The sequence below is a fragment of the Pedomonas sp. genome, assembly GCF_036515995.1.
In the GTDB taxonomy this organism is placed as follows: Bacteria; Pseudomonadota; Alphaproteobacteria; order Sphingomonadales; family Sphingomonadaceae; genus Pedomonas.
Genome location: NZ_DATBUP010000213.1, coordinates 1 through 23,968 on the forward strand (window position 1 = coordinate 1; position 23,968 = coordinate 23,968).

20 protein-coding genes are annotated in these 23,968 nt (G+C 66.3%); 10 read left to right on the forward strand and 10 right to left on the reverse strand.

Going from position 1 to position 23,968, the window contains the following annotated elements; all coding sequences use genetic code 11:
- Positions 1 to 182 precede the first annotated feature (182 nt).
- Both VIG90_RS15590 and VIG90_RS15595 read right to left on the reverse strand, forming a co-directional pair.
- The gene (locus VIG90_RS15590) at positions 183 to 377 is read right to left on the reverse strand and encodes a zinc-finger domain-containing protein (protein ID WP_331594439.1); all 195 of its coding nucleotides are present in this window, start codon (positions 375 to 377) and stop codon (positions 183 to 185) included.
- Positions 378 to 481: 104 nt separating this feature from the next.
- A complete protein-coding gene (locus VIG90_RS15595; protein WP_331594440.1) occupies positions 482 to 889 on the reverse strand; it encodes a VOC family protein in 408 nt (135 codons plus the stop codon).
- A gap of 270 nt (positions 890 to 1,159) precedes the next feature.
- On the opposite strand from VIG90_RS15595, the gene VIG90_RS15600 reads away from it, so the two are divergent.
- The 5 genes from VIG90_RS15600 to VIG90_RS15620 all read left to right on the forward strand — a co-directional run bounded on the left by VIG90_RS15600 (position 1,160) and on the right by VIG90_RS15620 (position 8,622).
- Entirely contained in the window at positions 1,160 to 2,110 is a 951-nt protein-coding gene (locus tag VIG90_RS15600; RefSeq protein WP_331594441.1) for an ABC transporter ATP-binding protein, read from the forward strand.
- Positions 2,100 to 3,707, forward strand: a complete 1,608-nt coding sequence (nadB, locus tag VIG90_RS15605) for an L-aspartate oxidase (protein WP_331594442.1) — start codon at positions 2,100 to 2,102, stop codon at positions 3,705 to 3,707. The genes VIG90_RS15600 and nadB overlap by 11 nt, the downstream gene beginning before the upstream one ends.
- Positions 3,708 to 3,724: 17 nt before the next feature.
- Positions 3,725 to 4,279, forward strand: a complete 555-nt coding sequence (locus VIG90_RS15610; RefSeq protein WP_331594443.1) for a tetratricopeptide repeat protein — start codon at positions 3,725 to 3,727, stop codon at positions 4,277 to 4,279.
- Between the two features lie 164 nt (positions 4,280 to 4,443).
- Positions 4,444 to 7,203 (forward strand): DNA polymerase I, encoded by a 2,760-nt coding sequence (gene polA, locus VIG90_RS15615; protein ID WP_331594444.1) that lies wholly within the window; start codon positions 4,444 to 4,446, stop codon positions 7,201 to 7,203.
- A 12-nt stretch (positions 7,204 to 7,215) separates the two neighbouring features.
- A complete protein-coding gene (locus VIG90_RS15620) occupies positions 7,216 to 8,622 on the forward strand; it encodes a hypothetical protein (RefSeq protein ID WP_331594445.1) in 1,407 nt (468 codons plus the stop codon).
- A gap of 116 nt (positions 8,623 to 8,738) precedes the next feature.
- Here the strand turns inward: VIG90_RS15620 and VIG90_RS15625 are convergent, their stop codons facing one another.
- From VIG90_RS15625 to VIG90_RS15655, 7 genes are read right to left on the reverse strand one after another with little or no spacing between them, the layout of a single operon-like run.
- Positions 8,739 to 9,926: an acetyl-CoA C-acyltransferase gene (locus VIG90_RS15625; protein WP_331594446.1), complete on the reverse strand. Its 1,188-nt coding sequence runs from the start codon at positions 9,924 to 9,926 to the stop codon at positions 8,739 to 8,741.
- Complete coding sequence (locus VIG90_RS15630) at positions 9,923 to 11,557, reverse strand: ABC transporter ATP-binding protein (RefSeq protein WP_331594447.1); 1,635 nt, start codon at positions 11,555 to 11,557, stop codon at positions 9,923 to 9,925. Before VIG90_RS15630 ends, VIG90_RS15625 begins: the two co-directional genes overlap by 4 nt.
- Before the next feature lie 3 nt (positions 11,558 to 11,560).
- Positions 11,561 to 12,418 carry an ABC transporter permease gene (locus tag VIG90_RS15635; protein ID WP_331594448.1) on the reverse strand — a complete coding sequence of 286 codons (858 nt, stop codon included), beginning with the start codon at positions 12,416 to 12,418 and terminating at the stop codon, positions 11,561 to 11,563.
- Positions 12,415 to 13,338, reverse strand: coding sequence for an oligopeptide ABC transporter permease OppB (oppB, locus tag VIG90_RS15640; protein ID WP_331594449.1), 924 nt, complete (start codon positions 13,336 to 13,338; stop codon positions 12,415 to 12,417). Before oppB ends, VIG90_RS15635 begins: the two co-directional genes overlap by 4 nt.
- Position 13,339: 1 nt before the next feature.
- Positions 13,340 to 14,929: a peptide ABC transporter substrate-binding protein gene (locus VIG90_RS15645; RefSeq protein WP_331594450.1), complete on the reverse strand. Its 1,590-nt coding sequence runs from the start codon at positions 14,927 to 14,929 to the stop codon at positions 13,340 to 13,342.
- Positions 14,926 to 16,659 carry a peptide ABC transporter substrate-binding protein gene (locus VIG90_RS15650; RefSeq protein ID WP_331594451.1) on the reverse strand — a complete coding sequence of 578 codons (1,734 nt, stop codon included), beginning with the start codon at positions 16,657 to 16,659 and terminating at the stop codon, positions 14,926 to 14,928. The genes VIG90_RS15645 and VIG90_RS15650 overlap by 4 nt, the downstream gene beginning before the upstream one ends.
- Positions 16,660 to 16,697: 38 nt before the next feature.
- On the reverse strand, positions 16,698 to 17,213 hold the full coding sequence (locus VIG90_RS15655; RefSeq protein WP_331594458.1) for a flavin reductase family protein: 516 nt from the start codon (positions 17,211 to 17,213) through the stop codon (positions 16,698 to 16,700).
- A gap of 198 nt (positions 17,214 to 17,411) precedes the next feature.
- On the opposite strand from VIG90_RS15655, the gene VIG90_RS15660 reads away from it, so the two are divergent.
- The 4 genes from VIG90_RS15660 to htpG all read left to right on the forward strand — a co-directional run bounded on the left by VIG90_RS15660 (position 17,412) and on the right by htpG (position 21,917).
- Positions 17,412 to 18,431: a cysteine synthase A gene (locus tag VIG90_RS15660; protein WP_331594452.1), complete on the forward strand. Its 1,020-nt coding sequence runs from the start codon at positions 17,412 to 17,414 to the stop codon at positions 18,429 to 18,431.
- A 58-nt stretch (positions 18,432 to 18,489) separates the two neighbouring features.
- Complete coding sequence (locus VIG90_RS15665; RefSeq protein ID WP_331594453.1) at positions 18,490 to 18,726, forward strand: hypothetical protein; 237 nt, start codon at positions 18,490 to 18,492, stop codon at positions 18,724 to 18,726.
- A 229-nt stretch (positions 18,727 to 18,955) separates the two neighbouring features.
- Complete coding sequence (locus VIG90_RS15670; protein WP_331594454.1) at positions 18,956 to 19,921, forward strand: hypothetical protein; 966 nt, start codon at positions 18,956 to 18,958, stop codon at positions 19,919 to 19,921.
- A gap of 121 nt (positions 19,922 to 20,042) precedes the next feature.
- On the forward strand, positions 20,043 to 21,917 hold the full coding sequence (htpG, locus tag VIG90_RS15675) for a molecular chaperone HtpG (RefSeq protein WP_331594455.1): 1,875 nt from the start codon (positions 20,043 to 20,045) through the stop codon (positions 21,915 to 21,917).
- A gap of 401 nt (positions 21,918 to 22,318) precedes the next feature.
- Here htpG and VIG90_RS15680 read toward each other — a convergent pair whose 3' ends face one another.
- Positions 22,319 to 23,410, reverse strand: a complete 1,092-nt coding sequence (locus tag VIG90_RS15680) for a fatty acid desaturase (protein ID WP_331594456.1) — start codon at positions 23,408 to 23,410, stop codon at positions 22,319 to 22,321.
- A 280-nt stretch (positions 23,411 to 23,690) separates the two neighbouring features.
- Between VIG90_RS15680 and VIG90_RS15685 the strand changes: the two genes are divergently transcribed.
- Positions 23,691 to 23,968, forward strand: a 278-nt coding sequence (locus tag VIG90_RS15685) for a MarR family winged helix-turn-helix transcriptional regulator (RefSeq protein WP_331594457.1), incomplete at its 3' end; no start/stop codon positions are given.

Sequence of the window (23,968 nt, forward strand, 5' to 3'; positions counted from 1 at the left end):
TCCTTTCATCCGGCGGCGCGGCGCCCGTGCTTAGGCACCAGCGCGCCGTCATTTGCCCGGCCAGCCGTCAGGCGGCCGGGGCGGTCTTCAAGAAGATGCCCGGTGTTGCGAGCAAGCCGGACGAGAGGGCCGCTCTCAGGAGCCCCGCGGCCTTCAGGCCGCTTTTTGTCTCCCGGCGGCCCTTAGGCCGCCTTCTGGCGATCGTCGGAAGGGCCGCCCTTCAGGATGTACTGGCGATCGCAGTAACCGCACTCAACCTTCCCGCTCGCGCCGAACTTCAGATAAACGCGCGGGTGGCCGAGTGGTCCCTCACCGCCGTCGCATGCGACCTGCGGGGTATCGACGTAAATGACTTCCGGTGGCGGAGGAATGCTCATGCCCTGTAATCCCAGTCGGTAAACAGTGTTGTCTCGCCAGAGCAGATAGCACCGCTTCTTCCCGGTTTGAAGGGCCTGTTCCGCAGCCCTGGTCAGACGCGGCCTCAGGAATTGGGCGGACCTTTCAGCTCCACCGTGTTGCCCTCCGGGTCGTCGAGGTAGAGGGACGGGCCTTCGCCCTCCGCGCCGTAACGCATCGCCACCTCTCCGGCATCGATGCCGTGGTCGGCCAGATGGCGGCGGATGGCGTCCGCATCGAACGGGTCCACGCGCAGGCAGAGGTGGTCCATGTTGTGCCCGTCCCGCTTTGGAGCGGGGCCGCCCGCCTGTCCCAGCTTTCCGCTCACCGGCACCAGATCGATGAGCGAGCGCCCGGCCCGCAGCTGGTAGAGGCCGATCTCGCTCTGGCTGCGCTCCAGCGGGCAGCCCAGCACCTGCGTGTAGAAGCGCAGCATGGCGGCAAGATCGTTCACCCTCAGCACGATATGGTCGATTTCACGGATGTTGATCATTTTCCGGAACCCTTCGGATGCAAATGGCGTAAGCCTTTCTTGAACATAGGTATGGCCTTCCCCGTGTCCGACGATGCAATGCGGAAACGGTGTGTCCCTGCCGGGCGAACCGCGGCCGCAGACCGGCCCCTCGCCCCGGCGGGATCGAAACCACAAGGGGAATCAGGGACTTGCCTGGCCGCGCCTTTGCATTAGACAGGGATGGTACAAAGATCGGCGAATGCACGCGCCCTTCGACAACTGTTTCGCCAAGGTTTATGTGTCTTCGCCATGACGACAGCACCCGCCATTTCGATCCGCAATCTGGTCAAAACCTACGGCAACGGCAAGCAGGCCCTGCGCGGCGTCTCGCTCGACATCCCGCAGGGGTCGATGTTCGGCCTTCTGGGGCCGAACGGGGCCGGCAAGTCCACCATGATCAACATCATGGCCGGTCTTGTGAACAAGACCTCCGGCTCGGTTGAAATCTGGGGCTTCGATACGGACCGCAACCCGCGCAACGCCAAGGCGTCCATCGGCATCGTGCCGCAGGAGCTGATGTTCGATGCGTTCTTCACGCCTTACGAGACGCTGGAGCTGCAGGCGGGCCTCTACGGCATCCCGAAGAACGAGCGGCGCAGCCTGGAAATCCTGAAGGCGCTGGGGCTGGACGACAAGGCCCACGCCTACACCCGCACCCTGTCGGGCGGCATGAAGCGCCGCCTGCTGGTGGCCAAGGCGCTGGTGCATGCGCCGCCCATTCTGGTGCTCGACGAGCCGACGGCGGGCGTGGACATCGAGCTGCGCCAGCAGCTCTGGGCCTATGTGCGCGAGCTGCACGCGCAGGGCACCACCATCGTGCTGACCACCCACTATCTGGAAGAAGCGCAGGAGCTGTGCGACCGCATCGCCATCGTCAATCACGGGCAGGTGGTCGCCAACGAGACCAAGGCGTCGCTGATGGCGCAGGCGCATGACAAGGTGGTGGTGGTGACCATCGACCGCGACCTGGCGGAAGTGCCTGCGGTGCTGTCGCAGTTCGACGCCCGGCTGCGGGATAGCCGCCGCATCGCCGTCACCTATGACAAGCGCCGGGCCAATTCGGGGCAGGTGCTCGCCGCGCTTGCGACCTGCGGCTTTGGCATCGAAGACGTAACGACGGAAGAAGCCGATCTGGAAGACGTGTTCCTCCGCCTGACTCAAACTACCGCCGAGCAAAGGACACCGGCACATGTCGCGTGAGGATCTGTTCAACTTTGATGTGCTGGTGATCGGTTCGGGTGCGGCGGGTCTCACGCTCGCGCTCGATCTGGCGGCGGACTACCGGGTGGCGGTGCTCTCCAAGGGCGAGATGTCGGCCGGCTCCACCGCACGGGCGCAGGGCGGCATCGCCGCCGTGCTCGAGCAGGGCGACACCTTCGAGTCCCATGTGGAAGACACGATCGTGGCCGGTGCCGGGCTCAACAATCGCGCGGCGGTCGAGTTCGTGGTGGAGCGCGCCCCGGCGGCCGTCGAGGTGCTGAACAAGCTGGGCGTGCGCTTCAACGTGGGCGAGACGCCGGAGCAGCCGTTCCACCTCACCCGCGAAGGCGGCCACAGCCGCCGCCGCATCGTGCACGTGGATGACGCGACCGGCTATGCGGTCCAGAACGCGCTGGTGGCAAAGGCGATGGCCGAGCCGAACATCACGTTCTTCGGCAACCGCTTCGCCGTTGATCTCATCACCGAGCGGCATACCGCCAACGGCGGCGAGCGCCACTGCTACGGCGCGTACATCTTCAACGCGGAAACCTCCAGCGTGGAGCGGTTCACGGCCAGGGCGACCGTGCTGGCCACCGGCGGGGCGAGCCGGGTCTATCTCTACTCCACCAATCCTGACGGCTCGACCGGAGACGGCATCGCCATGGCGTGGCGCGCGGGCTGCCGGGTGGCGAACATGGAGTTCAACCAGTTCCACCCCACCTGCCTCTACCACCCGCAGGTGAAGAACTTCCTCATCACCGAGGCCATGCGCGGCGAGGGTGCGCACCTGAAGCTGCCGGACGGCACCCGCTTCATGCCGGACTTCCATCCGGACGCCGAGCTTGCCCCGCGCGACATTGTCGCCCGCGCCATCGACCATGAGATGAAGCGCCTGGGCGTGCCGCACGTGCTGCTGGATATCAGCCACCGCGACCCGGATTTCGTGATCTCGCACTTCCCCACCATCTACCGGCGGCTGCTGGAGCTGGACATCGACATCACGAAGGAGCCGATCCCGGTGGTGCCTGCCGCCCACTACACCTGCGGCGGCGTGCTCAGCGATCTGGCGGGCCATACCGACCTGCCGGGCCTCTATGCCATTGGCGAGGCGGCGCACTCCGGCCTGCATGGGGCCAACCGCATGGCCTCCAACTCGCTGCTGGAATGCCTCGTGTTCGGCCATGCCGCCGCCGAGGACATCCGCAACCGGATGAACGGCTACCCCGCGCCGCCCGAGGCCGCGCCGTGGGACGAAAGCCGCGTGGAAGATTCCGATGAAGCGGTTGTGGTCACCCACAACTGGGCAGAACTTCGTCAGTTCATGTGGGATTATGTCGGCATCGTGCGTACTACAAAGCGGCTCGAGCGCGCCCAGCATCGCGTGAAGCTGCTGCGTCGGGAAATCCAGGAATATTATGGAAATTTCCGGGTCACTCGAGATCTGTTGGAGTTGCGTAATCTGGTAACGGTTGCTGATCTGATCGTCCGGTCGGCACTTGCGCGCAAGGAAAGCCGCGGCCTCCACTACACGCTCGATTACCCCGAGCTGTTGCCGGACGCCCGCGACACCATCCTTGAGCCTTGGGCCGTGTCCTGACGCCAGAGGAGTTTCACATGCTGGATCATGACCTCCTGCAACGTCTGATGACGTTGCTGGCCGAACTGCCGTCCCGCAAGCCGCACCCGCGCTTGCCCCGGGAGCTGGACCTGCTCTTCTCCCGCCTCCGGCAGGACGAGCCGTCGCCCTCCGCCCATGAGGTCGAGGACCTGATCTGGCAGGTGTGGGCCGAGGAGGAGGACGCCGCCGCCGGGGACGGGCTTGAAGCCGCGATTCGCGCTCTCGCCTTGCGGGATCTGGAAGAGGCGGAGCTGCTGCTCGACCGGCTGGCCGAGCGCTATCCCGAGTGGCCCGAGGTCTTCAACAAGCGCGCAACCCTGCATTTCCTTGCCGGAAACGACAACGAGGCGCTGGAGGACATCCTGCGCGCGCTGGAGCTGGAGCCGCGCCACTTCGGGGCGCTGGCGGGCCTCGGGCAGATCTGCCTGCGCAATGACGAGCCGGAGGCGGCCACCGCGGCGTTCCGCGCGGCCATCGAGGTCAATCCCCATCTCATCGGCGCGCAGGCGCTGATCGAGGATCTGGATGACGACAAGCCCGTGCTGAACTAGGCTTCCAGGGCGGCCGCAGCAGGCCGCGCAGCGCTGTTTTCCGCCACTTTCGGCGTGTAATATTATTGCGATATGGCGGGCTGTGCGGGCTGCGCGACCGGAACGCTGAATCTGCGCGGCTGAAAGGTAGTCAACGCGAAGAAGCCCCGCTAAGTTGCGCAGCCATGAGCACCCAAAAGCACCTCTACCTCGTTGATGGCTCCGGCTATATCTTCCGGGCCTATCACAAGCTTCCGCCGATGACCGATCCCGCCGGGACGCCGGTCAATGCCGTCTTTGGCTTCACGGCCATGTTGTGGAAGCTGCTGGAGGACCTGAACGACGCGGAACACCCCACCCACCTTGCCGTCATCTTCGACGCCGCCAAGCGGACGTTCCGCAACGACATCTACGCCGAGTACAAGGCCAACCGGCCCGAGCCGCCGGAGGATCTGAAGCCCCAGTTCGCGCTGATCCGCGACGCTGTGCGGGCTTTCTCCGTGCCCTGCATCGAGCAGGAAGGCTATGAGGCCGACGACCTGATCGCCAGCTACACCAAGGCGGCGTGCGAGGCGGGCTATCACGTCACCATCGTCTCGTCCGACAAGGACCTGATGCAGCTGCTGCACCTGCCCTGCGTCGACCTTCTGGACACGCTCAACAACCGTCACCTCGGCCCCGAGGCAGTGATGGAGAAGTTCGGCGTGCCGCCCGAGAAGGTGATCGAGGTGCAGGCCCTGATGGGCGACTCGGTCGACAACGTGCCGGGCGTGCCGGGCATCGGCCCCAAGACGGCGGCCGAGCTCATCAACACCTACGGCGATCTGGAAACGCTGCTGTCTCGCGCTCACGAGATCAAGCAGCCCAAGCGCCGCGAGAACCTGATCGCCCACGCCGAGCTGGCGCGCGTCTCCAAGGTGCTCGTCACGCTGAACGACAGCCTGCCCCTCCCCATGGGGCTGGACGAGCTGGAAATGCGGCGTCCGCCCCATGATCCGCTTAACGCCTTCTTCGACAAGCACGGCTTCCGTTCGCTGAAGGCCAAGCTGGCCTCGCGCGAGCCGGGCGTCGATGGCGCACCCGCGCCCGTCACCGCCAAGGTCGACACGAAGAACTACGAGTGCGTGACGACCGAAGACCGGCTGGACTGGTGGATCCGGGCTGCCCGTGATGCCCGTCTGGTGGCGGTCGATACCGAGACCACCTCGCTCGACGCCATGAAGGCGGAACTGGTGGGCGTCAGCCTTTCCATCGAACCGGGCAAGGCCTGCTACATTCCGGTCGGGCACATCGCGGCGGGCGGCGGCCTGCTCGATCAGGCACCTGTCCAGCTACCGCGTCAGGCCGTGCTGGCCAGGCTCAAGCCGCTGCTGGAAGACCCCAGCGTGCTCAAGGTCGGCCAGAACCTGAAGTATGACCTGCTGGTGCTGCGCCGCGTCGGGCTCGACATCACGCCGTTCGATGACACCATGCTCCTGTCCTACGTGCTGGACAACGGCCGCAACGGCCACGGCATGGATGCGCTGGCCGATGTGCACCTCGGCCACACCACCATCAAGTACACCGATGTCTGCGGCACCGGCAAAAGCCAGATCGGCTTTGCCGAGGTGGGGCTGGAGAAGGCGACCTCCTACGCCGCCGAGGACGCGGACGTGACTTGGTGCCTGCACTCCCACCTGAAGCCGCGCCTCGTGCGCGAGGGGCTGACGACGGTCTACGAGACGCTGGAGCGTCCGCTCGTGCGGGTGCTGGTGGAGATGGAGCACGCCGGTGTTCTCGTCGATCGCCAGACTCTCTCCCGCCTGTCGGGAGACTTCGCCCAGCGCATGGCGGCGCTGGAGGCGGACATTCACCAGCTTGCCGGCGGCCCGTTCAACGTCGGCTCGCCCAAGCAGCTGGGTGAAATCCTGTTTGACCGCATGGGTCTGAAGGGCGGCAAGAAGGGCAAGACCGGAGCCTACTCCACCGATGCGGACGTGCTGGAATCGCTGGCGGGCGAGGGTGTCGAACTGGCCCAGAAGGTGCTGGACTGGCGTCAGCTCGCCAAGCTGAAGAGCACCTACACGGATGCCCTGCAAAGCCAGATCAACCCGGAGACCGGCCGCGTGCACACCAGCTACGCCATGGCCGCCACCTCGACGGGCCGTCTGTCCTCCACCGATCCGAACCTCCAGAACATCCCGGTGCGCACCGAGGAAGGCCGCAAGCTGCGCCATGCCTTCGTCGCGCCGGAAGGCGCCTCGCTGATCTCGGCCGACTACAGCCAGATCGAGCTGCGCCTGCTGGCCCACATCGCCAACATCCCGCAGCTGACGCAGGCGTTCGCCGAGGGCATCGACATCCACTCGATGACCGCGTCCGAGGTGTTCGGCGTGCCGGTCGAGGGCATGGACCCGATGATTCGCCGTCAGGCCAAGGCCATCAACTTCGGCATCATCTACGGCATCTCGGCCTTTGGTCTCGCCCGCCAGCTCGGCGTGTCGCGCGCCGAGGCGCAAAGCTTCATCGACCGCTATTTCGAGCGCTTCCCCGGCATCCGCGCGTACATGGATGACACCATCCAGTTCTGCCGCCAGCATGGCTATGTGGAGACGCTGTTCGGTCGGCGCACCTACATTCCGACCATCAACGACAAGAACCCGAACCAGCGCAACTTCGCCGAGCGTCAGGCCATCAACGCCCCCATTCAGGGCACGGCGGCCGATATCATCCGCCGGGCGATGATCCGAATGCAGCCAGCACTCAGCGCAGCGGGACTTGATCAGGTGCGCATGCTGCTGCAGGTGCACGACGAACTGATTTTCGAGACGCCGCAATCGCTGGCGGATGACGCCTGCGCGGTCATCCGTCAGGTCATGTCCACCGCTGCCGAACCTGTGGTCAATCTGGCCGTGCCGCTGGTCGTCGAGGCGGGGCAGGGAGCAACTTGGGGTGCCGCACACTAAGAGGCCGAATTAATGCTCTTGCTGTTCCGCCTGTTGCTGCTGCTTGTTGCGGCAATGGGCTTCCTTGCAGCGGCTGTCATCAGCAGCGTGCCGAAGGTTGGGCCGTCCCCCGCGCCCACCCCCATGGATTCCGTTCACGGCCACCAGCTGGTCTGGGCGCTGTTTGACGCGTTGGAGAACCCCGGCAAGCCGCACAACATCGGCTTCACCCAGTCGCAGATGGACGCGCTGGAGCGTCTGGCCAACCACGGTCTCGGCTGGGTGCGCCCGCGCCTGCAAATCGAAGACGACGGCGCGGTTGCCGACGTCACGGTCGATCTGGGCCGGGGCGGTTTCCTCAATCTCTCGGCACACGTTGCGCAGCACCCGCGCGGCTTCCCGCCGATCACGCTGCGCTTCGGCACGATCACCATCCCGAGCGGCGTCACCCGCTGGGTGCTGGACCGCACCGTCAAGTCCCTTGATCTGTCCACGCCCGAGGCGCGGCTGGACCGGCTGGTCAGCAGCTTCAGGATCGAGGACGTGAAGCCCGAGCCGCCGAAGGACGAGAAGACCGGCAAGGTAGCCAAGGTCAAGGAACCGGCAAAGGCAGGCCCGGCGAACACGGTTGCGCCCGTCGCCGCACCGGTGGTGGCCGAGAAGAAGGCCGTCGTCACCGTTCAGGCCGACCCCGAGCTGTTCGACAGCCTCAAGTCCCTGACCCCGCACTTCGGGTCGTCGTCGGTCGATCCCGTGCTGGTGCGCTTCTACTACAGCCGCCTGCTGGACAACGACCTGCGCTCCGGTGTTGCCGCCAAGTCCTTCGCCACGTTTGTCAGCACCACCTTCCGCACCGTGGTGCAGCGCAGCGAGAAGGGCGATCCCGTCGCCGAGACCCGCGCCGCTTTGCTGGCGATCAGCCTCGTGACGCTGGGCGAGGACGGCAAGACGCTCTCCAGCATGGTGATGCCCTATGACGCGCCCTGCATTCCCCAGTCATCCTTGCTGATTCTAGCCGGGCGGCCTGATCTGCCCAAGCACCTCATCATGTCGTCCGCGCTGGCGATCGTCTTTGCTGACCGATTCTCCAAGGCGGCGGGCGAGTGGAAGGAGCTGCACGACAGCGTGGCCGAGGGCGGCACCGGCTTCTCCTTCGTCGATCTGATGGCGGACCGGGCCGGCCTGCGCCTTGGCATGGCGACCAACGGCGACCGGGAGCTGCTGCGGGAGATGCAGTACGGCCTCGCCTACGCGGGCGATGAGCGCCTGCTGCCGGCGCGGGCGTTGCAGAAGTATCAGGAAGGCCTGCGGGACGGCGCGTTCGAGAAGGGCTACTCCGGCCTCGATGATGAGCGCTACCGCCAGATCGTTGCGGATATCGACGCGGAGCTGGACAAGATCCCGCTCTACAAGGTCACGCCCAAGCCCGACCTGAGCTGAGGCGTCCCATCCTGTCCACAAGGGACGGATATCCCCGGAAAAACGAAACCGTGGCGCTGCTGGGCTAAGGCTGCGCCACGGTTCGTTGGATGATCAGTTCTGCTGTATGCAGCGTCTTAGTTGATGCGCTCGATGGCGACTGCCGTTGCTTCACCACCACCGATGCAGAGCGACGCCACACCCTTAGTTTTATTGTACTGCTTCAGCGCGGCCAGCAGGGTGACGATGATGCGTGCGCCGGATGCGCCGATCGGGTGACCCAGAGCGCAAGCGCCGCCGTGGACGTTCACCTTGGCATGGTCCAGACCCAGATCGTGCATGGCGGCCATGGTCACGACGGCGAAGGCCTCGTTGATCTCGAACAGGTCAACGTCGTCCTTGGTCCAGCCCGCGCGCTGCATCACCTTCTCCAGCGCGCCCACCGGAGCGGTGGTGAACCATTCCGGAGCCTGGGCGTGGGACGCATGCGCCACGATCTTGGCAAGCGGGGTCAGGCCGCGCGCCTTGGCGGTCGATTCGCGCATCAGCACCAGAGCGGCAGCGCCATCCGAGATGGAGGAGGAGCTGGCGGCGGTCACGGTGCCGTCCTTGGCGAAGGCCGGCTTCAGCTGCGGGATCTTGTCGAGCTTGGCCTTCAGCGGCTGCTCGTCCTTGGTGATCTCCACTTCGCCCGCACGGGTCTTCACCTTCACCGGCACGATTTCCGCGTCGAACTTGCCCTCGTTGATGGCGTTCTGGGCGCGCTTCACGCTCTCGATGGCATAGGCGTCCTGCGCATCACGGGTGAACTGGTACTTCTGCGCGGTGGCCTCGGCGAACACGCCCATGGCGCGGCCCGGCTGGTACGCATCTTCCAGACCGTCGAACATCATGTGGTCGAGCACCTGACCGTGGCCGATGCGCATGCCGCCACGAGCCTTCGGCAGCAGGTACGGTGCGTTGGTCATGCTCTCCATGCCGCCCGCCACGATGATCTCGGCCGAACCGGCGACCAGCGCGTCGTGTGCGTCCATCACCGCCTTCATGCCCGAGCCGCACATCTTGTTCAGCGTGGAGCAGGAAACCGAGTCCGGCAGACCGGCATAGCGCGCGGCCTGACGGGCCGGAGCCTGACCCTGGGCAGCCTGCAGCACGCAGCCCATCAGGCCCTGCTCGATGTCCTCACCGGCGACCCCGGCTTCGGCAACGGCAGCCTGAATGGCCGCGGCGCCCAGGTCGGCAGCCCGCAGGCCGGACAGGTCGCCCTGGAAGCCGCCCATCGGCGTGCGCTTTGCACCAACAATGACAATCGGATCCGCACTCATTGAATATGCTCCCTCGTTCTTCTCTCCGCCTCGGCCGGTAGCCTCGGAATCGCATCGATCAAAGCACCCGTGTAGGGGTGTCTCGGATTAGTCATAAGCGACGCGGTATCACCCGCGTCAACTATTTTGCTGCACTGCACCACAATTGTCCGCGGGCAGAGTCGCGCCACGGCCTGAAAATCGTGTGTCACGAACAGCAGCGCCACCCCCGTTTCCGCCCGCAGGGTCTGCAGGAGCGCCAGAATCTCCGCCTTGGTCTCCGCGTCAAGCGCGCTGACCGCTTCATCGCAGGCAACCAGCCGGGGCGCGGTGATCAGCGCACGGGCGATGTTGACGCGCTGGTTCTGCCCGCCCGAAAGCTCGTGCGGATAGCGGTCGAGGAAATGCGCGGGCATACCCACCCTGTCCAGCCACACCGCCGACAGCGCCCGTCTGCCGCGCCCGTCCAGATTCGGGCGGTGAATCTCCAGCGGCTCGGATATGGACTGGCCGATGGTCCGCCGGGGGTTGAGCGCTGCGAACGGGTCCTGATGGATGATCTGCATCTCCTGCCGCAGCGCTTGGCTGTATGGGTGGCGCAGCAGCTTGCCCCTCCATATAATGTCGCCGCTCGCCGGTTTCACCAGCCCGAGGATCGCGCGGATGAGTGTGGACTTGCCCGAGCCGCTCTCGCCGACGATGCCGATGGCCTCGCCCGGATGCACGGTGAGCGAAACATCGTCCAGCGCGCGGGTGGTCCGGGTGCCGAACAGCCCGTGCGGCCGGGTGTAATCAACGCTGAGACCCCTGACCGTCAGCAGCGGCGCGCCGGAGGGCACCTCTGCCAGCAACGGCTCGGCGGGCAGGGGTTGGGCGGGCAGGGTCGCGGCTTCGGCCAGCGTGCGGGTGTAGCTGCCCTCGGGGGCGGCCAGCATCCGGTCGGCCGGTCCCTGCTCGATCATCTGCCCATGGCGCAGCACGGCGATGCGATCGGCCACCCGCGCCGCAACCGCCAGATCATGGGTGATGAACACCAGCGCCATGCCGTGCACGCGGCGCAGTTCGCAGAGCAGGTCAAGGATTTCCGCCTGCACCGTCACGTCGAGCGCGGTGGTCGGCTCGTCCGCGATCAGCAGCTTCGGCCTTGTTGCCAGCGCGGCGGCGATCATCACCCGCTGCCGTTGCCCGCCGGAGAGCTGGTGCGGATAGCGCCGGGCGATCTCCTCCGGTTCCGGCAGGCGCATCTGTGCCAAGAGGTCAACGGCGCGCGCCTTCGCCTCGCGGCGGGAGAGCTTCTCGTGGATGCGCAGCGTCTCCGCCACTTGTTCGCCGACGCGCAGGTGCGGGGTAAGCGAACTCAGCGGGTCCTGAAACACGAAGGCGACATCCCGGCCAAGGATCTGGCGAAAGGCCTCGGGCGATGCGCCGATCAGCTCCTGCCCGTCAAAGCGCACGGACCCTTCCGCCACGCCGTTGCGGGCCAGCAGCCCGAAGGCGGCCAGCATGGTCTGGCTCTTGCCCGAGCCGCTTTCGCCCACCACCGCCAGCGCGTCGCCCTGTTCCAGAGAGAGGCTGACGCCGCGCACCGCCTCCACCCGCCCGGCGGGCGTGTCGAAGCTGACGCGAAGGGTATCGATGTCGAGCAGGGCCACGGGTTACACGTCTTTCGGATCGAGCGCGTCGCGCAGGCCGTCACCCACCAGATTGAGGGCGATGAGCAGGGCCGCCAGCCACAGCGACGGGAACAGGATGAGCCACGGCGCGACCTCCAGCGTCTCGACGCCTTCCTTCACCAGCACGCCGAGCGAGGTCAGCGGCTCCTGCACGCCCAGCCCCAGGAAGCTGAGGAAGCTCTCCACGAGGATCACCTGCGGCACGGTCAGCGTGGTGTAGACCGCCACCACGCCCAGCAGGTTGGGCACGATATGACGGGTCAGCAGCCGCCACGGCCCGGCCCCGCAGGCCCGCGCGGCCTCGGCGAACGGCTGGTTCTTCAGCAGCAGCGTCTGCCCGCGCACGATGCGGGCGAGCGTCAGCCACTCCACCGCGCCGACGCCGACGAAGATCAGCCAGATGCTCTGCCCGAACACCGCCATCAGCACGATGACGAGAAACAGGAACGGCATGGCGTAGAGCACATCGACGATGCGCGTCATGACGGCATCGATGCGCCCGCCCGCCAGTCCGGCCACCGCGCCCCAGCTGATGCCGATGACGACGCTGACCAGCGTTGCCAGCAGGCCCAGCGCCAGCGAGATGCCGGTGGCCAGCATCAGCCGGGCGAACAGGTCGCGGCCCACGCTGTCCGTGCCAAACAAGTAGGTGAGGGAGGGAGCCTGCTCGATGGCATCCCAGTCCACCGTGTCATAGCCGTGCGGCGTCAGCAGCAGCCCCAGCGCCGCCAGCAGCGCGAGCAGGCCGAGGGTGATGAGCCCCCAGCGCGCCCCGCCGTGGCGGGCGAAGCGCTGCCGCCAGCCGATCCGGTCCTGCGTCGGGAGCGCGGCCGTTCTCATGCCTGCCTCACGCGCGGGTCGAGCCCGCCGTAGATCAGGTCGGTCAGCATGTTGAACACCACGATCAGGCCGCCGTAGAGAATGACCACGCCCAGCACGAGCGTGTAGTCGCGGTTGATCGCCCCTTGCACGAAGTAGCGGCCGATGCCGGGCAGGCCGAAGATGGTTTCCACCACCACCGAACCCGTGAGCAGGCCCGCCGCTGCGGGGCCGAGGTAGCTCACCACCGGCAGCAGGGCGGGCGGCAGCGCGTGGCGCAGCAGGATGCGGGCAGGGCTCGCCCCCTTGGCGCGGGCGGTGCGGATGAAGTTCTCGCTCATCGTCTCGATCAGGCTGGCGCGCATCAGCCGGGCGATGCTGGCCACATAGGGCAGGGCGAGCGTGACGACCGGCAGCAGCAGATAGGCGGGCTTGCCGCCGCCCCAGCCCGCCAGCGGCAGCCAGCCGAGCCACAGGCCAAAAACGAGAGCAAGGATCGGCCCGATCACGAACGTCGGGATCACCTGACCGCTGACGGCCAGCCCCATGACGGCGGAGTCGAGCCACGAGCGGCGGTTCAGCGCCGCCGCGCTGCCCAGCGCAATGCCGAGAACGGTGGCGATGCCGAGCGCCGCTCCGCCCAGCGTGGCGCTGACCGGCGCGCCGTCCGCAATCAGTTCGGCCACCGTGAAGTCCTTGTACTTGAACGACGGGCCGAAATCGAACCGGGCAAGGTCGGAGACGTAGCGGAGGAACTGCTGCGGCAGCGGCGCATCCAGATCGTACTGCGCGCGCAGGTTGGCCTCCACTTCCGGCGGCAGGGCGCGTTCGGCATCGAACGGCCCGCCGGGGGCAAGCCGCATGAGGACGAAGCCCAGCAGAATGATGGCGAACAGGGTCGGGATCGCGCCGAGGACGCGCCCGCCAACAAGGCGGATCATGCTACTTCGCCGGTTGCGGAGTGAGGGAGGCCAGCGGATGGCGGCCGAGCGGGTTGTCCACCCAGCCGTTCACGCCGTCGCGAATAAGCGACCAGCGCACCGGGGTGAACAGCGGAATGAGCGGTGCCTCTTCCACCATCAACTGCTCGGCTTCCTTCATCAGCCCGATCCGCTGGGCGGGCATTTCCGCCTTGCCGGCATCCAGCATCAGCTGGTCCGCCTCGGGAATGCAGAAGCCGCCCAGATTGTCGGGCGAATTGCACGTGTAGGGCGCAAGGAACACCTGCGGCTGGTCGATGGAGATGAGCACCGGGCGCAGCGCCAGGTCGAACTCTCCCTTGGCCGCCGTCTCCAGATAGGTGCGCGGCTGGGCGATCTGGGCGGAGACTTCCACGCCAAGCTCCCGCCACGCGGCGGCAATGGCGGAGAGAATCTGCTGATGCTCCGGCGCGGGCGGCAGCAGCACGGAAATCTGCAACGGCTTGTCCGGGCCGTAACCGGCCTCTGCCACCAGACGGCGGGCTTCGGTCAGCCGCTGGTCCAGCGGCCATGCCGCCCAGCCCGGCGTGGCGGGATCGCCGTAGCTGGAGAAGCCCTGCGGCACGAGGCTTTCCACCGGCACCATGCCGGGCAGGCCGAACATCTGCTTGGCCAGCCCGTGCCGGTCGATGGTCATGGCCAGCGCGCGGCGCAGCCGCACGTCTGCCAGCGGGCCTTGCCTTGTCTGGGCCACGTAGCCGTAAACACCGAAGACGGGCTCGAACCGCGCGATCGCCGGAGACGGCAGGGTCTTGGCCTCGGCCAGGCCGCCAATCGAGCCGCCCGTCACCACGTCCGCCTCGTTGTTGCGGAAGCGCTGCACGCCCATCATAGGGTCTGTGGTGGTCGTGAAGTCGATCCGGTCATAGCCGGGCTTTGCCGGAGCGAGCGTGTTCTGGTTGGCCACCAGCGTCAGGTGCTGGTCGGTCTGGCTCTCGATCCGGTAGGGTCCAAGGCCCATGAGGGTGGTCTTGCCCTGTGCCCGCACCTGCCGGACGATGGCAACGGAGGGCTCGGCCAGCAGCGCCAGGAACGCCGGGCGCGGCTCCTCGAGGCTGATCTCCACCACCGTGTCGGTGAGGGCGCGCACGCCCAGCTCGCTCGGGCGCATCCTGCCCTGCCGCACGGCCTCGCCGTTGCGAATCCGCACCAGCCATTCGGCCAGCGGGTGCCCGGTCTTGCGCGCCAGCATGCGACGGAAGGAGTTGACCACATCCTCGGGCGTCAGCGGCTTGCCGTCCGCCCATTGCGCGGGGCGCAGGCGGAAGATGTAGCTGAGGCCGTCCTCGCCCACCCACCAGCTCTCCGCCAGCCCCGGCACGATCTGGCCGGAGGCGTCCACGGTCACGAGGCCGAGGTGGGTCTCGCCTGCCAGAATCTGCTCCGGACCGGTGCTCGCCTGATGCGGATCGGTGCCGTTGATGAAACCGACGGCCGTCACCCGCAGCAGATGCTCCTCGTTGGACTCCGTATCTTCGCTGCCGCAGCCGGACAGCAGGGGAGCCGCCAGCATGGTTGCGGCCAGAAAGCCCAGAACCTGACGGCGCATCATGGCCGCGCCTCCGCAGCCGTCATGTCAGCCGCCGTCGATCCGGCAGCCTTCAGCCGCAGCGTGCGCGAGGGGTGGATGTTGGCCAGATTGTCGGTCCAGCCTTCCACGTCCGGTCCCACCAGTGACTTGGAGACATAATGATAAAGCGGAAGCACAGGCACATCTTCCACAAGCAGGGATTCAGCTTTGCGCAGGGCATCGAGGCGGGCGGCCGGATCGGCCAGACCCAAAGCCTCTCGGACCTGCGAGTCATACTGCGGCTCATCATAGCCCGGATAATTAAGAGGGCCAGCATCTGACAGATAAACCGAGAGAAAATTTTCCGCGCCGGAGTAATCCGCAATCCAGCCCGAGCGCGCGAGCGTAAAATCGCCCGTCCTGAGCGCGGCGAAGTGCACGGCGGCCTCCGCGTTGCCGATGCGGGCGACAACGCCCAGCGGCTTCCACATCTGCGCCAGCGCCAGCGCCACGCGGCGGTGTTCCACATCGGTGTTGTAGCGAATGGTGAATTCCAGCGGACAGTCAGGCCCGTAGCCCGCCTCGGCCAGCAGCCGCCGTGCCTCGGCCAGCCGCTGCTCCTGCGGCCCGCGGGCATAGCCGGGCAGCACCGCAGGGCCGTAGCCCGCCAGATGCGGCGGCACCACGCTCCACGCAATCGGCTGCCCAAGGCCGATGACCTTGTTCACCAGAATCTCCCTGTCGACGGACATGGCGAGCGCACGGCGCACCCGCACATCATCAAACGGCGGACGGCGCATGTTGAATGCAAAGTAATAGGTGCCCCGGTACGGCGCGATGCGAATGGCATCGGGCACCGTGCGGCGCAGGAGCGGCAGGTCCCGTGCCGGAAAATCGGTCAGCACGTCCGCCGCCTTCGCGCGGAACAGGCGCAGCGCGGTCTGGTCGTCCTGCACCGGGCGGTACTCCACGCCCGCCAGCGCCACGTTGGCCGCGTCATGATACGCCGGGTTCCGCTCCAGCCGCAGCACGCTGTGCAGCCGCCATGCCTTCAGGCGGAACGGGCCGGAGCCGATGAGCGGACGCTGCTTCACCCAGCCGTCGCCGTGCGTGTTCAGCACGTGGGCGGGCAGCACGGCGGCCGCGGCGTGGGCCAGCAGCTCCAGAAAGGCGGGGAACGGGCGGGTCAGGCGAATCTCGACCGTGCGCGCATCCAGCGCCCGCACGCCCAGCTGCTCCGGCGCGGCCTTGCCCGCCGCAATGGCGGGCGCGTTCTGAATAGCGTGAAACAGGTTGGCGTTGGGCGCGACGGTGGAAGGCGTCATCAGCCGCCGGAAGCTGGCGACAACGTCCGCCGCCGTGAGTGGCGCATCGTCGGAGAAGCGCAGGCCCTCGCGCAGGGTGAAGGTCCACAAGAGGCCGTCGTCCGAGACGATCCACGATTCGGCAAGGCCGGGCTCGGGCGTGCCGTCCGCCCGGTAGCGCACCAGCCCCTCGAACAGCTCAAGGGCGACGCGCACGTCCTCCACGGTCGAGACCTTGTGCGGGTCGAGGCTCTGCACCTCGTCACTGCCGAGGCGAATGAGAACGCCCGGCGTGCGCTCGCCAGCCGGTACGTCGTCGGCGGATAAGTCTTCGGCGGATAAGTCTTCGGGGGGCTTGCTGCATGCGGCGGCAAGTCCAAGACCGGCCAGCAGCGCCCCGTGGGCGCCGGCGCGCAGCAGGTGGCGTCGCGAAAGCAGTCGCGAAAGCCCGCAGGCCTGCCGCACCATGTCCCGTCCTCCCCCCTGTGACTTGCCTTGCGATTCGCTCAGGAGAGCGGCTGCTCCAGCGTCAGGAACTTGCCCTGATGGAAACCGAGCGCCGGGCCGGGCCGGGTGATCAGGTTCTCCACCTTGCCGACGATGATCTCATGGTCCCCGCCCGGATAGACCGCCCAGGTGGAGCATTCGAACGTCGCCAGCGCGCCCGGAATGAGCGGCACGCCGCCAAGGCCGGTGTCGACCGGGAAGTCGAGGAACTTGTGCTCGTCCGTGCGGGCGAAGCGCATGGCGGTGTCCTGCTGGTCAGCCGCCAGCACGTTGACCGAGAAGCGCCCGCACGTGCGGAAGGCCTGCGAGGAGGTGGTGTTCAGCTGCACCGACCACAGCACCAGCGGCGGGTCAAGACTGACCGAGGCGAACGAGTTGATGGTCATGCCGACCGGGCGGCCCGTGTCTTCGAGCGCGGTCACGATGGCCACGCCGGTTGCGTACTGACCAAGCGCCGAGCGAAACGCGCGGGGATCAAGAGAGAGTTCGGCGGAGCCCGGAGCCGTGTTTACCATCGTCAGCAACCTATTTTCTGAATTATTCTGTCCAAATGTTATTAGCCGGTCTTTCATGAATTACCATGGCGGATACTCAGCTATTCGCCGGCCGGATTTTGAGGGCGCATCTGGCAGGAGAAAATCTTTGTGCTGGGCATCGAATTTCTCGCCCAGACGCGCCTTGAAGGCGTCTCTCGGGCGCAGTAAACCATTGTCATGACTTTCCAACGCATCACTCCGCGCCCCGACGTTGCCGACAGCGTGCTGCCGCTCATCGGCAATACTCCGCTCATCAAGCTCCAGCGTGCGTCCGAGGAAACCGGCTGCACCATTCTGGGCAAGGCCGAATTCCTGAACCCCGGCGGTTCGGTGAAGGATCGCGCGGCGCTCGGCATCATTGCGGATGCCGAGGAGCGCGGGCTGCTGTCGCCCGGCGGCACCATCGTGGAAGGTACGGCCGGCAACACCGGCATCGGCCTTGCGGTGGTGGGCAACGCCAAGGGCTACAAGACGATCATCGTCATGCCCGAGACCCAGTCGCAGGAAAAGAAGGACACCCTGCAGGCGCTGGGCGCCGAGCTGATTCTGGTGCCGCCCGCGCCCTACTCGAACCCGGGGCATTACGTGCACACCTCGCGCCGCATCGCCGAGGAAACGCCCAACGCCATCTGGGCGAACCAGTTCGACAACACTGCCAACCGGCTGGCCCACATCAAGACGACCGCGCCGGAGATCTGGGAGCAGACCGGCGGGCGCATCGACGGCTTCACCTGCGCCGTCGGCACCGGCGGCACGCTGGCGGGCGTCGGCCTCGGCCTGAAGGAGTTCAACGAGGATATCGTCGTTGCCCTGACGGACCCCTACGGCGCATCGCTGTTCAACTACTACGCCAAGGGCGAGCTGAGCGCCGAGGGCAACTCGGTTGCCGAAGGCATCGGCCAGAGCCGCATCACCGCCAACCTTGAAGGCGCGCCGGTTGACGACTGGTTCCGCGCGTCGGACGAGGAAGGCCTGAAGTACGTCTACGACCTGATGCAGTACGAGGGCCTGTTCGTCGGCCTGTCCACCGGCATCAACGTGGCCGGCGCGGTGAAGCTGGCCCGCAAGCTGGGACCGGGCAAGACGATCGTGACGATCCTGTGCGACTCCGGCCGCCAGTATCTGTCCAAGATTTTCAACCCAGAGTGGCTGAAGGAGAGAAATCTTCCCCTGCCGCCGTGGATGGTCGCCAAATAACCTCGACCTGTCGCGTCGCAGCTGCTAAAAAGGTTCCATCACGGAGAAAGCAGCTGCGATGAATAGGGCGAAACTCGGGATTGGTGGCCTCGTCGGTATTATGGCGGGACTGCTGATGCTTGCGGCTGCGAACATTCAGCCCTTCGCTTCTCCGTCTCAGGAAGACCGCGCCGAATCCGTGCTGGTCATGCTGGGTTACGAGCCGGGCAGCGCTCAGGTGAGCCTGCCCGTTGTGGCGCAGCCGGTTCTGGTGGATTGCCCGGACGTGACCAAGTCCCGTCCCTCCACCGTCTGATCGGCCCCGCCTGAGACCGACCCCATCTGAAATCGGCCCCGCCTGAACACGGCCCAATCAGAACGCTTTGCCCCGCAAATCGGCCCGCACGGCCCTGGCCCGACCCGCATATTTATTAAACGTTGGGCCTGACACGATTTCTCGTTAAACATGCCGCTTCCGAACCCGTGCCGGGCACCAGTCCCTGGTGTGCGCGGCACATGCGAGCGCGACGTTAAGGAGAAAGCGGATGCGGCCTGTGTGGAAGGGGCTGGCTCTGGCCTGTGTGGTTGTTGGACTGATCGTGGCGGCGGTCATTCTTGTCCGTCAGGACGTGTTTGCTGACCGGGCCTTGCCGATCCTGACAGAGCAGCGCGACCAGATCGCCCAGATCACGATCCGCCATCGGCAGGACACCATCGGCTTTGCGAAGGCGGAGGACGGCACGTGGCTGGTCTCCAGCGCGGGCGATGCCCCGGTGCGCGAGGCTCTGGTCGAGACGTTTCTCGATGATCTGGCCAACATGCGTCTGGTCCGGCCCGAGGAAGGCGCACCGGCGCTGCCCTCCCGCCTTGATGCGGACGCGACCTACGCCATCGCGCTGGCCGATGCTGCGGGCAAGGGGCTGGCGCTGATCTCCATCCAGCCCGAAGCGGGCGAGGAAGAGAACCGCGCGCTGGTCGTGCAGGACGCCGGCCAGCCGATGCGGGTCAGCCATGTCCCGGAAATTCCGGTCTCGGCCGAGCGCTGGGCGGATCTCTCCATCCCGACGCTGTCGCCCGAGCGCGTCCGCGTGCTGCGCGTCATGACGCCGGACGCCCGCCTTGCCACCTTCGAGCGGCCGAACGCCGAGTCCGGCTTCCAGCGCGCCGAAGCGGACGCGGGCGCGCCGGTGAATGCGGAGGCCGTGCGGCAGGCGGTCGAGGCGCTGGGCAGCCTGCGCTCCGAGAAGGTGCGTCCGGCCAATGATCTCGCCTGGGGCGGCGCGACCATGGTGATGGCTGAAACCTTCGATGGCGTCACCCTGACCCTGCTCGGCGCGCGCGACGAAGCCGGCACGTGGGTGCGGGTGAACGCGCACCACCAGCCGCCGCAGGGCGGCGAGGCCAAGGCAGGTGCCGAGGCCGAGGCGGAAAAGCTGAACCGCATGCGCGCCTTTGCCTTCCTGCTGCCGCCGGAGATCGCCTCCCGCCTGTTCGGCGTGACCGGCTCCTGAGCCTTTAACGGCAGACCGTAACCCTCGCGCCTTTTGTAATTTCCCTCTTCCGCAGCGGGCGGGGCCTTCCTACCTAAGGCGCGAACGGGACTTCATTTTCCAACGGAGGAATGGGAACGCTATGGCCGATCGTGACGCGGTGAAATCCGAGAGCTTTGGCTTTCAGGCTGAAGTTGCCCGGTTGCTGCACATGATGGTGCACTCGGTCTATTCCGAGCGCGAGATTTTCCTGCGAGAGCTGATTTCCAACGCGGCCGACGCCTGTGACCGGCGGCGTTACGAGGCGCTGACCCGGCCGGAATTGCTGGGCGACACGCCGCTGGAGATCACCGTCACCATCGACAAGCAGGCAAAGACTCTGACCCTGTCGGACACCGGCATCGGCATGAGCCGGGACGACCTGATCGAGAACCTGGGCACCATCGCCCGCTCCGGCACCGCCCGCTTCATGGAAGCGGCCAAGGCGGGTGACAGCAAGGCAAGCGCTCCGGACCTCATCGGCCAATTCGGCGTCGGCTTCTATTCCGCGTTCATGGTGGCGGATAAGGTGAAGGTGGTCAGCCGCCGCGCCGGCGAAGACGCCGCCTACGCCTGGGAATCGGACGGCCTTGGCAGCTTCACCGTCGAGCCCGCCGAACGCGAGGCGACCGGCACCACCATCACGCTCCACATGAAGGACGACGCGGCGGAGTTTCTGGAGAAGTATCGTCTGTCCTCCATCATCCGCACCTACTCGGACCACATCGCCATCCCCATCAAGCTGGCGGAAGCGGCCGAGGTGGGCGAGACGGTCAACACCGCGCAGGCGCTGTGGACGCGCTCCAAATCCGACATCGAGGCGAAGGACTACACCGAGTTCTACCACCACATCGGCGGCATGTTCGACGAGCCGCTGCGCACGCTCCACTACAAGGTGGAAGGCAAGCTGGAATACACCTGCCTGCTCTTCACGCCGGGGCAGGCGCCGTTCGATCTGTATGATCCCGAGCGCAAGTCCAAGGTGAAGCTCTATGTGAAGCGCGTCTTCATCACCGATGACTGCGAGGAGCTGCTCCCCGCCTACCTGCGCTTCATGCGCGGCGTCGTCGACGCGCAGGATCTGGCGCTGAACATCTCCCGCGAGATGCTGCAGCATAACCCGGTACTGGCGGCGATGAAGAAGGCGATCACCGGCAAGGTGCTCTCCGACTACGCCAAGCTGGCCGAGAACGAGCCCGAAACCTACGCCAAAATCTGGGCGCAGTTCGGCCGCGTGCTGAAGGAAGGCCTCTACGAGGACTTCGAGCGCCGCGACGAACTGCTGAAGCTCGCCCGCTTCAAGTCTACCGGACAGGACGGCTGGACCAGCCTTGCCGACTACGTCTCCCGGATGAAGGACGGCCAGAAGGCGATCTACTACCTGACCATCGACGAAGGTGCGGCCGCCAGCCCGCAGCTTGAAGGCTTCAAGGCGCGCGGCATCGAGGTGCTGCTGCTGACCGATCCCATCGACGACTTCTGGCTCGGTGTCGTGCCGGAGTTCGACGGCAAGCCGCTCCAGTCCATCACCAAGGCGTCCAGCAGCGACCTGTCCTCGCTGGGCGAGGCCAAGGATCTGGGCGAAGCCGCGCCGGAAGGCGACGTCTCCCGCCTCATCGCCGTCATGAAGGGCGTCCTGGGCGAGTCGGTGAAGGACATCCGCGCCTCCGAGCGCCTGACCGACAGCCCCGTCTGCCTCGTGGCCGACGAAGGCGACATGGACCTGCGCCTCAGCCGCATGCTCAAGGCCCACGACCGGCTGCAATCCGTCGCGCCGCGCGTGCTGGAAATCAACCCGCGCCACGATCTGGTTCGCCAGCTTGCCGAACGCTCCGGTCAGGACGGCCAGTACGACACCATCGCGCTCGCCAGCCAGCTTCTGCTCGATCAGGCCCGCATCCTCGAAGGCGAGCCGCTGCCGGACCTGCCCGGCTTCAGCAAGCGCATGAGCGACGTGCTGCTGCGCCTGGCGAAGTAGCGCCTGCATCCGGGTCATGAAGGCAGGGAGATCCTGATCTCCCTGCCACACTCCATGCGCATTTCGGGCCATGCCGGGGAGAGCGGCTGCACGCTTGGCGAGCAGCAGGACGGCGGCCAGCAGTATCAGCAGAAAACAGAACAGCCCCGGCATACTCGCTCCCCTCTCGTTGCATCGGCCCCAACCACATCACGCAAACAGGAATACGAGTACGCTCCCTTGTCTCATGGGTTGTTTCCAATGTCAATAGGTTTTTAACGATACATGTCGTTTAGGCGAGCACGTCCCACCCGGCTCAAACAAAAAGGCCGCATTTCCAGAAGCTTCCGGAAACACGGCCCTTGAAACGAACGGGGTGCAGGGGACCAAGTCCCCTGCAAAAAAACTTCACCCAGTAACCCTTACTTCCCCGCCTGCTTCCGGAAGGAGCTGCGCACCAGATCCCGGCACAGCGCCCAAAGGCCGGTGTAGTTGGCGCGGTTGTAGGTGCCCTGCGTGCCGAACTGCTGCATCAGCGCGCGGTGCGCCTTGCCGAGGTTGTGGTAGGGCACGGCCGGCAGCAGGTGGTGCATGGCGTGGTAGCGCAGGCCCACGGGGGCCCAGATAGCGGCCAGCGGGTTGGGCGGCGGCACGTTGGCGCTGTCGAGGAACTGCTGGGTCAGGGTCATCGGCTCGCCCTCGTTCTCCCACAGGTGGGCAACGAGGGTGCGCACCTGGTTGAGCACGGCAACGCCGGAGATCACGGCCATCACCGTCAGCAGCACGGACCAGTGAATCACGCCCGTGGCGGTCAGCGCCAGCCAGCCCATGGCGTAGAGGCTGGTCAGCGTCTCCCACAGCGCCCAGTCCTTGTAGGCCATGCGCTCCTTGGGGTCGCGGCGGAAGGCCGGGTTGATGACGAGCGAGGAATAGCGCTCGACTACCACCCGGCGGAACTTCGGCGACAGCAGGGAGAGCGGCGCAAGGATGCCGTAGCGCAGCAGCAGGCCGACCGGGGCGAGCGCCGAGGTCAGCAGGAACAGCGCCAGCATGCGCGGCGGCATCAGGGCCAGCGGCAGGTATTCCGGGTCTTCCGCCGTGCCGTAGCGCGTCCGGGCGTGGTGGATGTTGTGCACGCCCTCGTACATGAACGAGGGAATCATGACGGGCACGCCCACAATCGCGTTCCAGAACCGGCGGAAACCCGGCATGGCACGCGGATTGAGGTGCGAGAGCTCGTGAATGAAGCCGAGCGCCCGGTACAGCGCCAGCACGGAGACCGCGCCGAAGGCCAGCTTCAGGCCGAGGCCGGTGCTGACGATGGTCAGCGCCAGCGCGCCGTAGCCAAGGATCACGCAGGCGATGAGGTCGGCGAAGTAGATCCTGGCGTCGGGCTTGCCCAGATCGCGCCCAATCTTGCCGGCCGCGCGCAGCAGGTCCTGATCCTCGGCCGACGTGCGGGCGGGGGGCGCTGCTTCAGCCTCTGCGGCTCTGAGGGCGGTGTAGGCGTTCATGTCGCGCTTTCGAACTGTGTACTCGGGTAGGGGAACAGCCGTTATCTGGAGTGCAGGTTCCGGCTTTCCCGTTGAGCCTGCACTTTCCCGCGCCCTTGTGGCCACATTAGGACACAGATCAGGCCAAAGGATGGTGCAAAGGGCGATGGAGGCCGCCGCGCAAGCCTGCCCGTTCGTCTCGTTTGCCTACTTCCCCTGATGGATACGGCCTTGGTGGGTGGGTTGACCATCCCTCCATCCGGGCCGATATGTGTACATGCATAGAACAGCGGAAGCGGCAATGCAGCCAACCTACACTCTTGATGACTGCTCCTGCCTCCGGCTGCGCAAATTGGCGCGGCGGGTAACGCAGATCTATGACCACGCCCTTGCGCCCAGCGGCCTCTCCACCAACCAATTCAGCCTGCTGGCTCACGTGTGGTTCCTGAAGAACGCCACGGTTTCCCAACTGGGCGACCAGCTGGTGATGGACCCCAGCACCGTCACCCGCAACCTGCGCCCGCTGGTGGAGAAGGGCTGGGTGCGCATGGAAGTCAGCGGGTCCGATCGCCGCCAGCG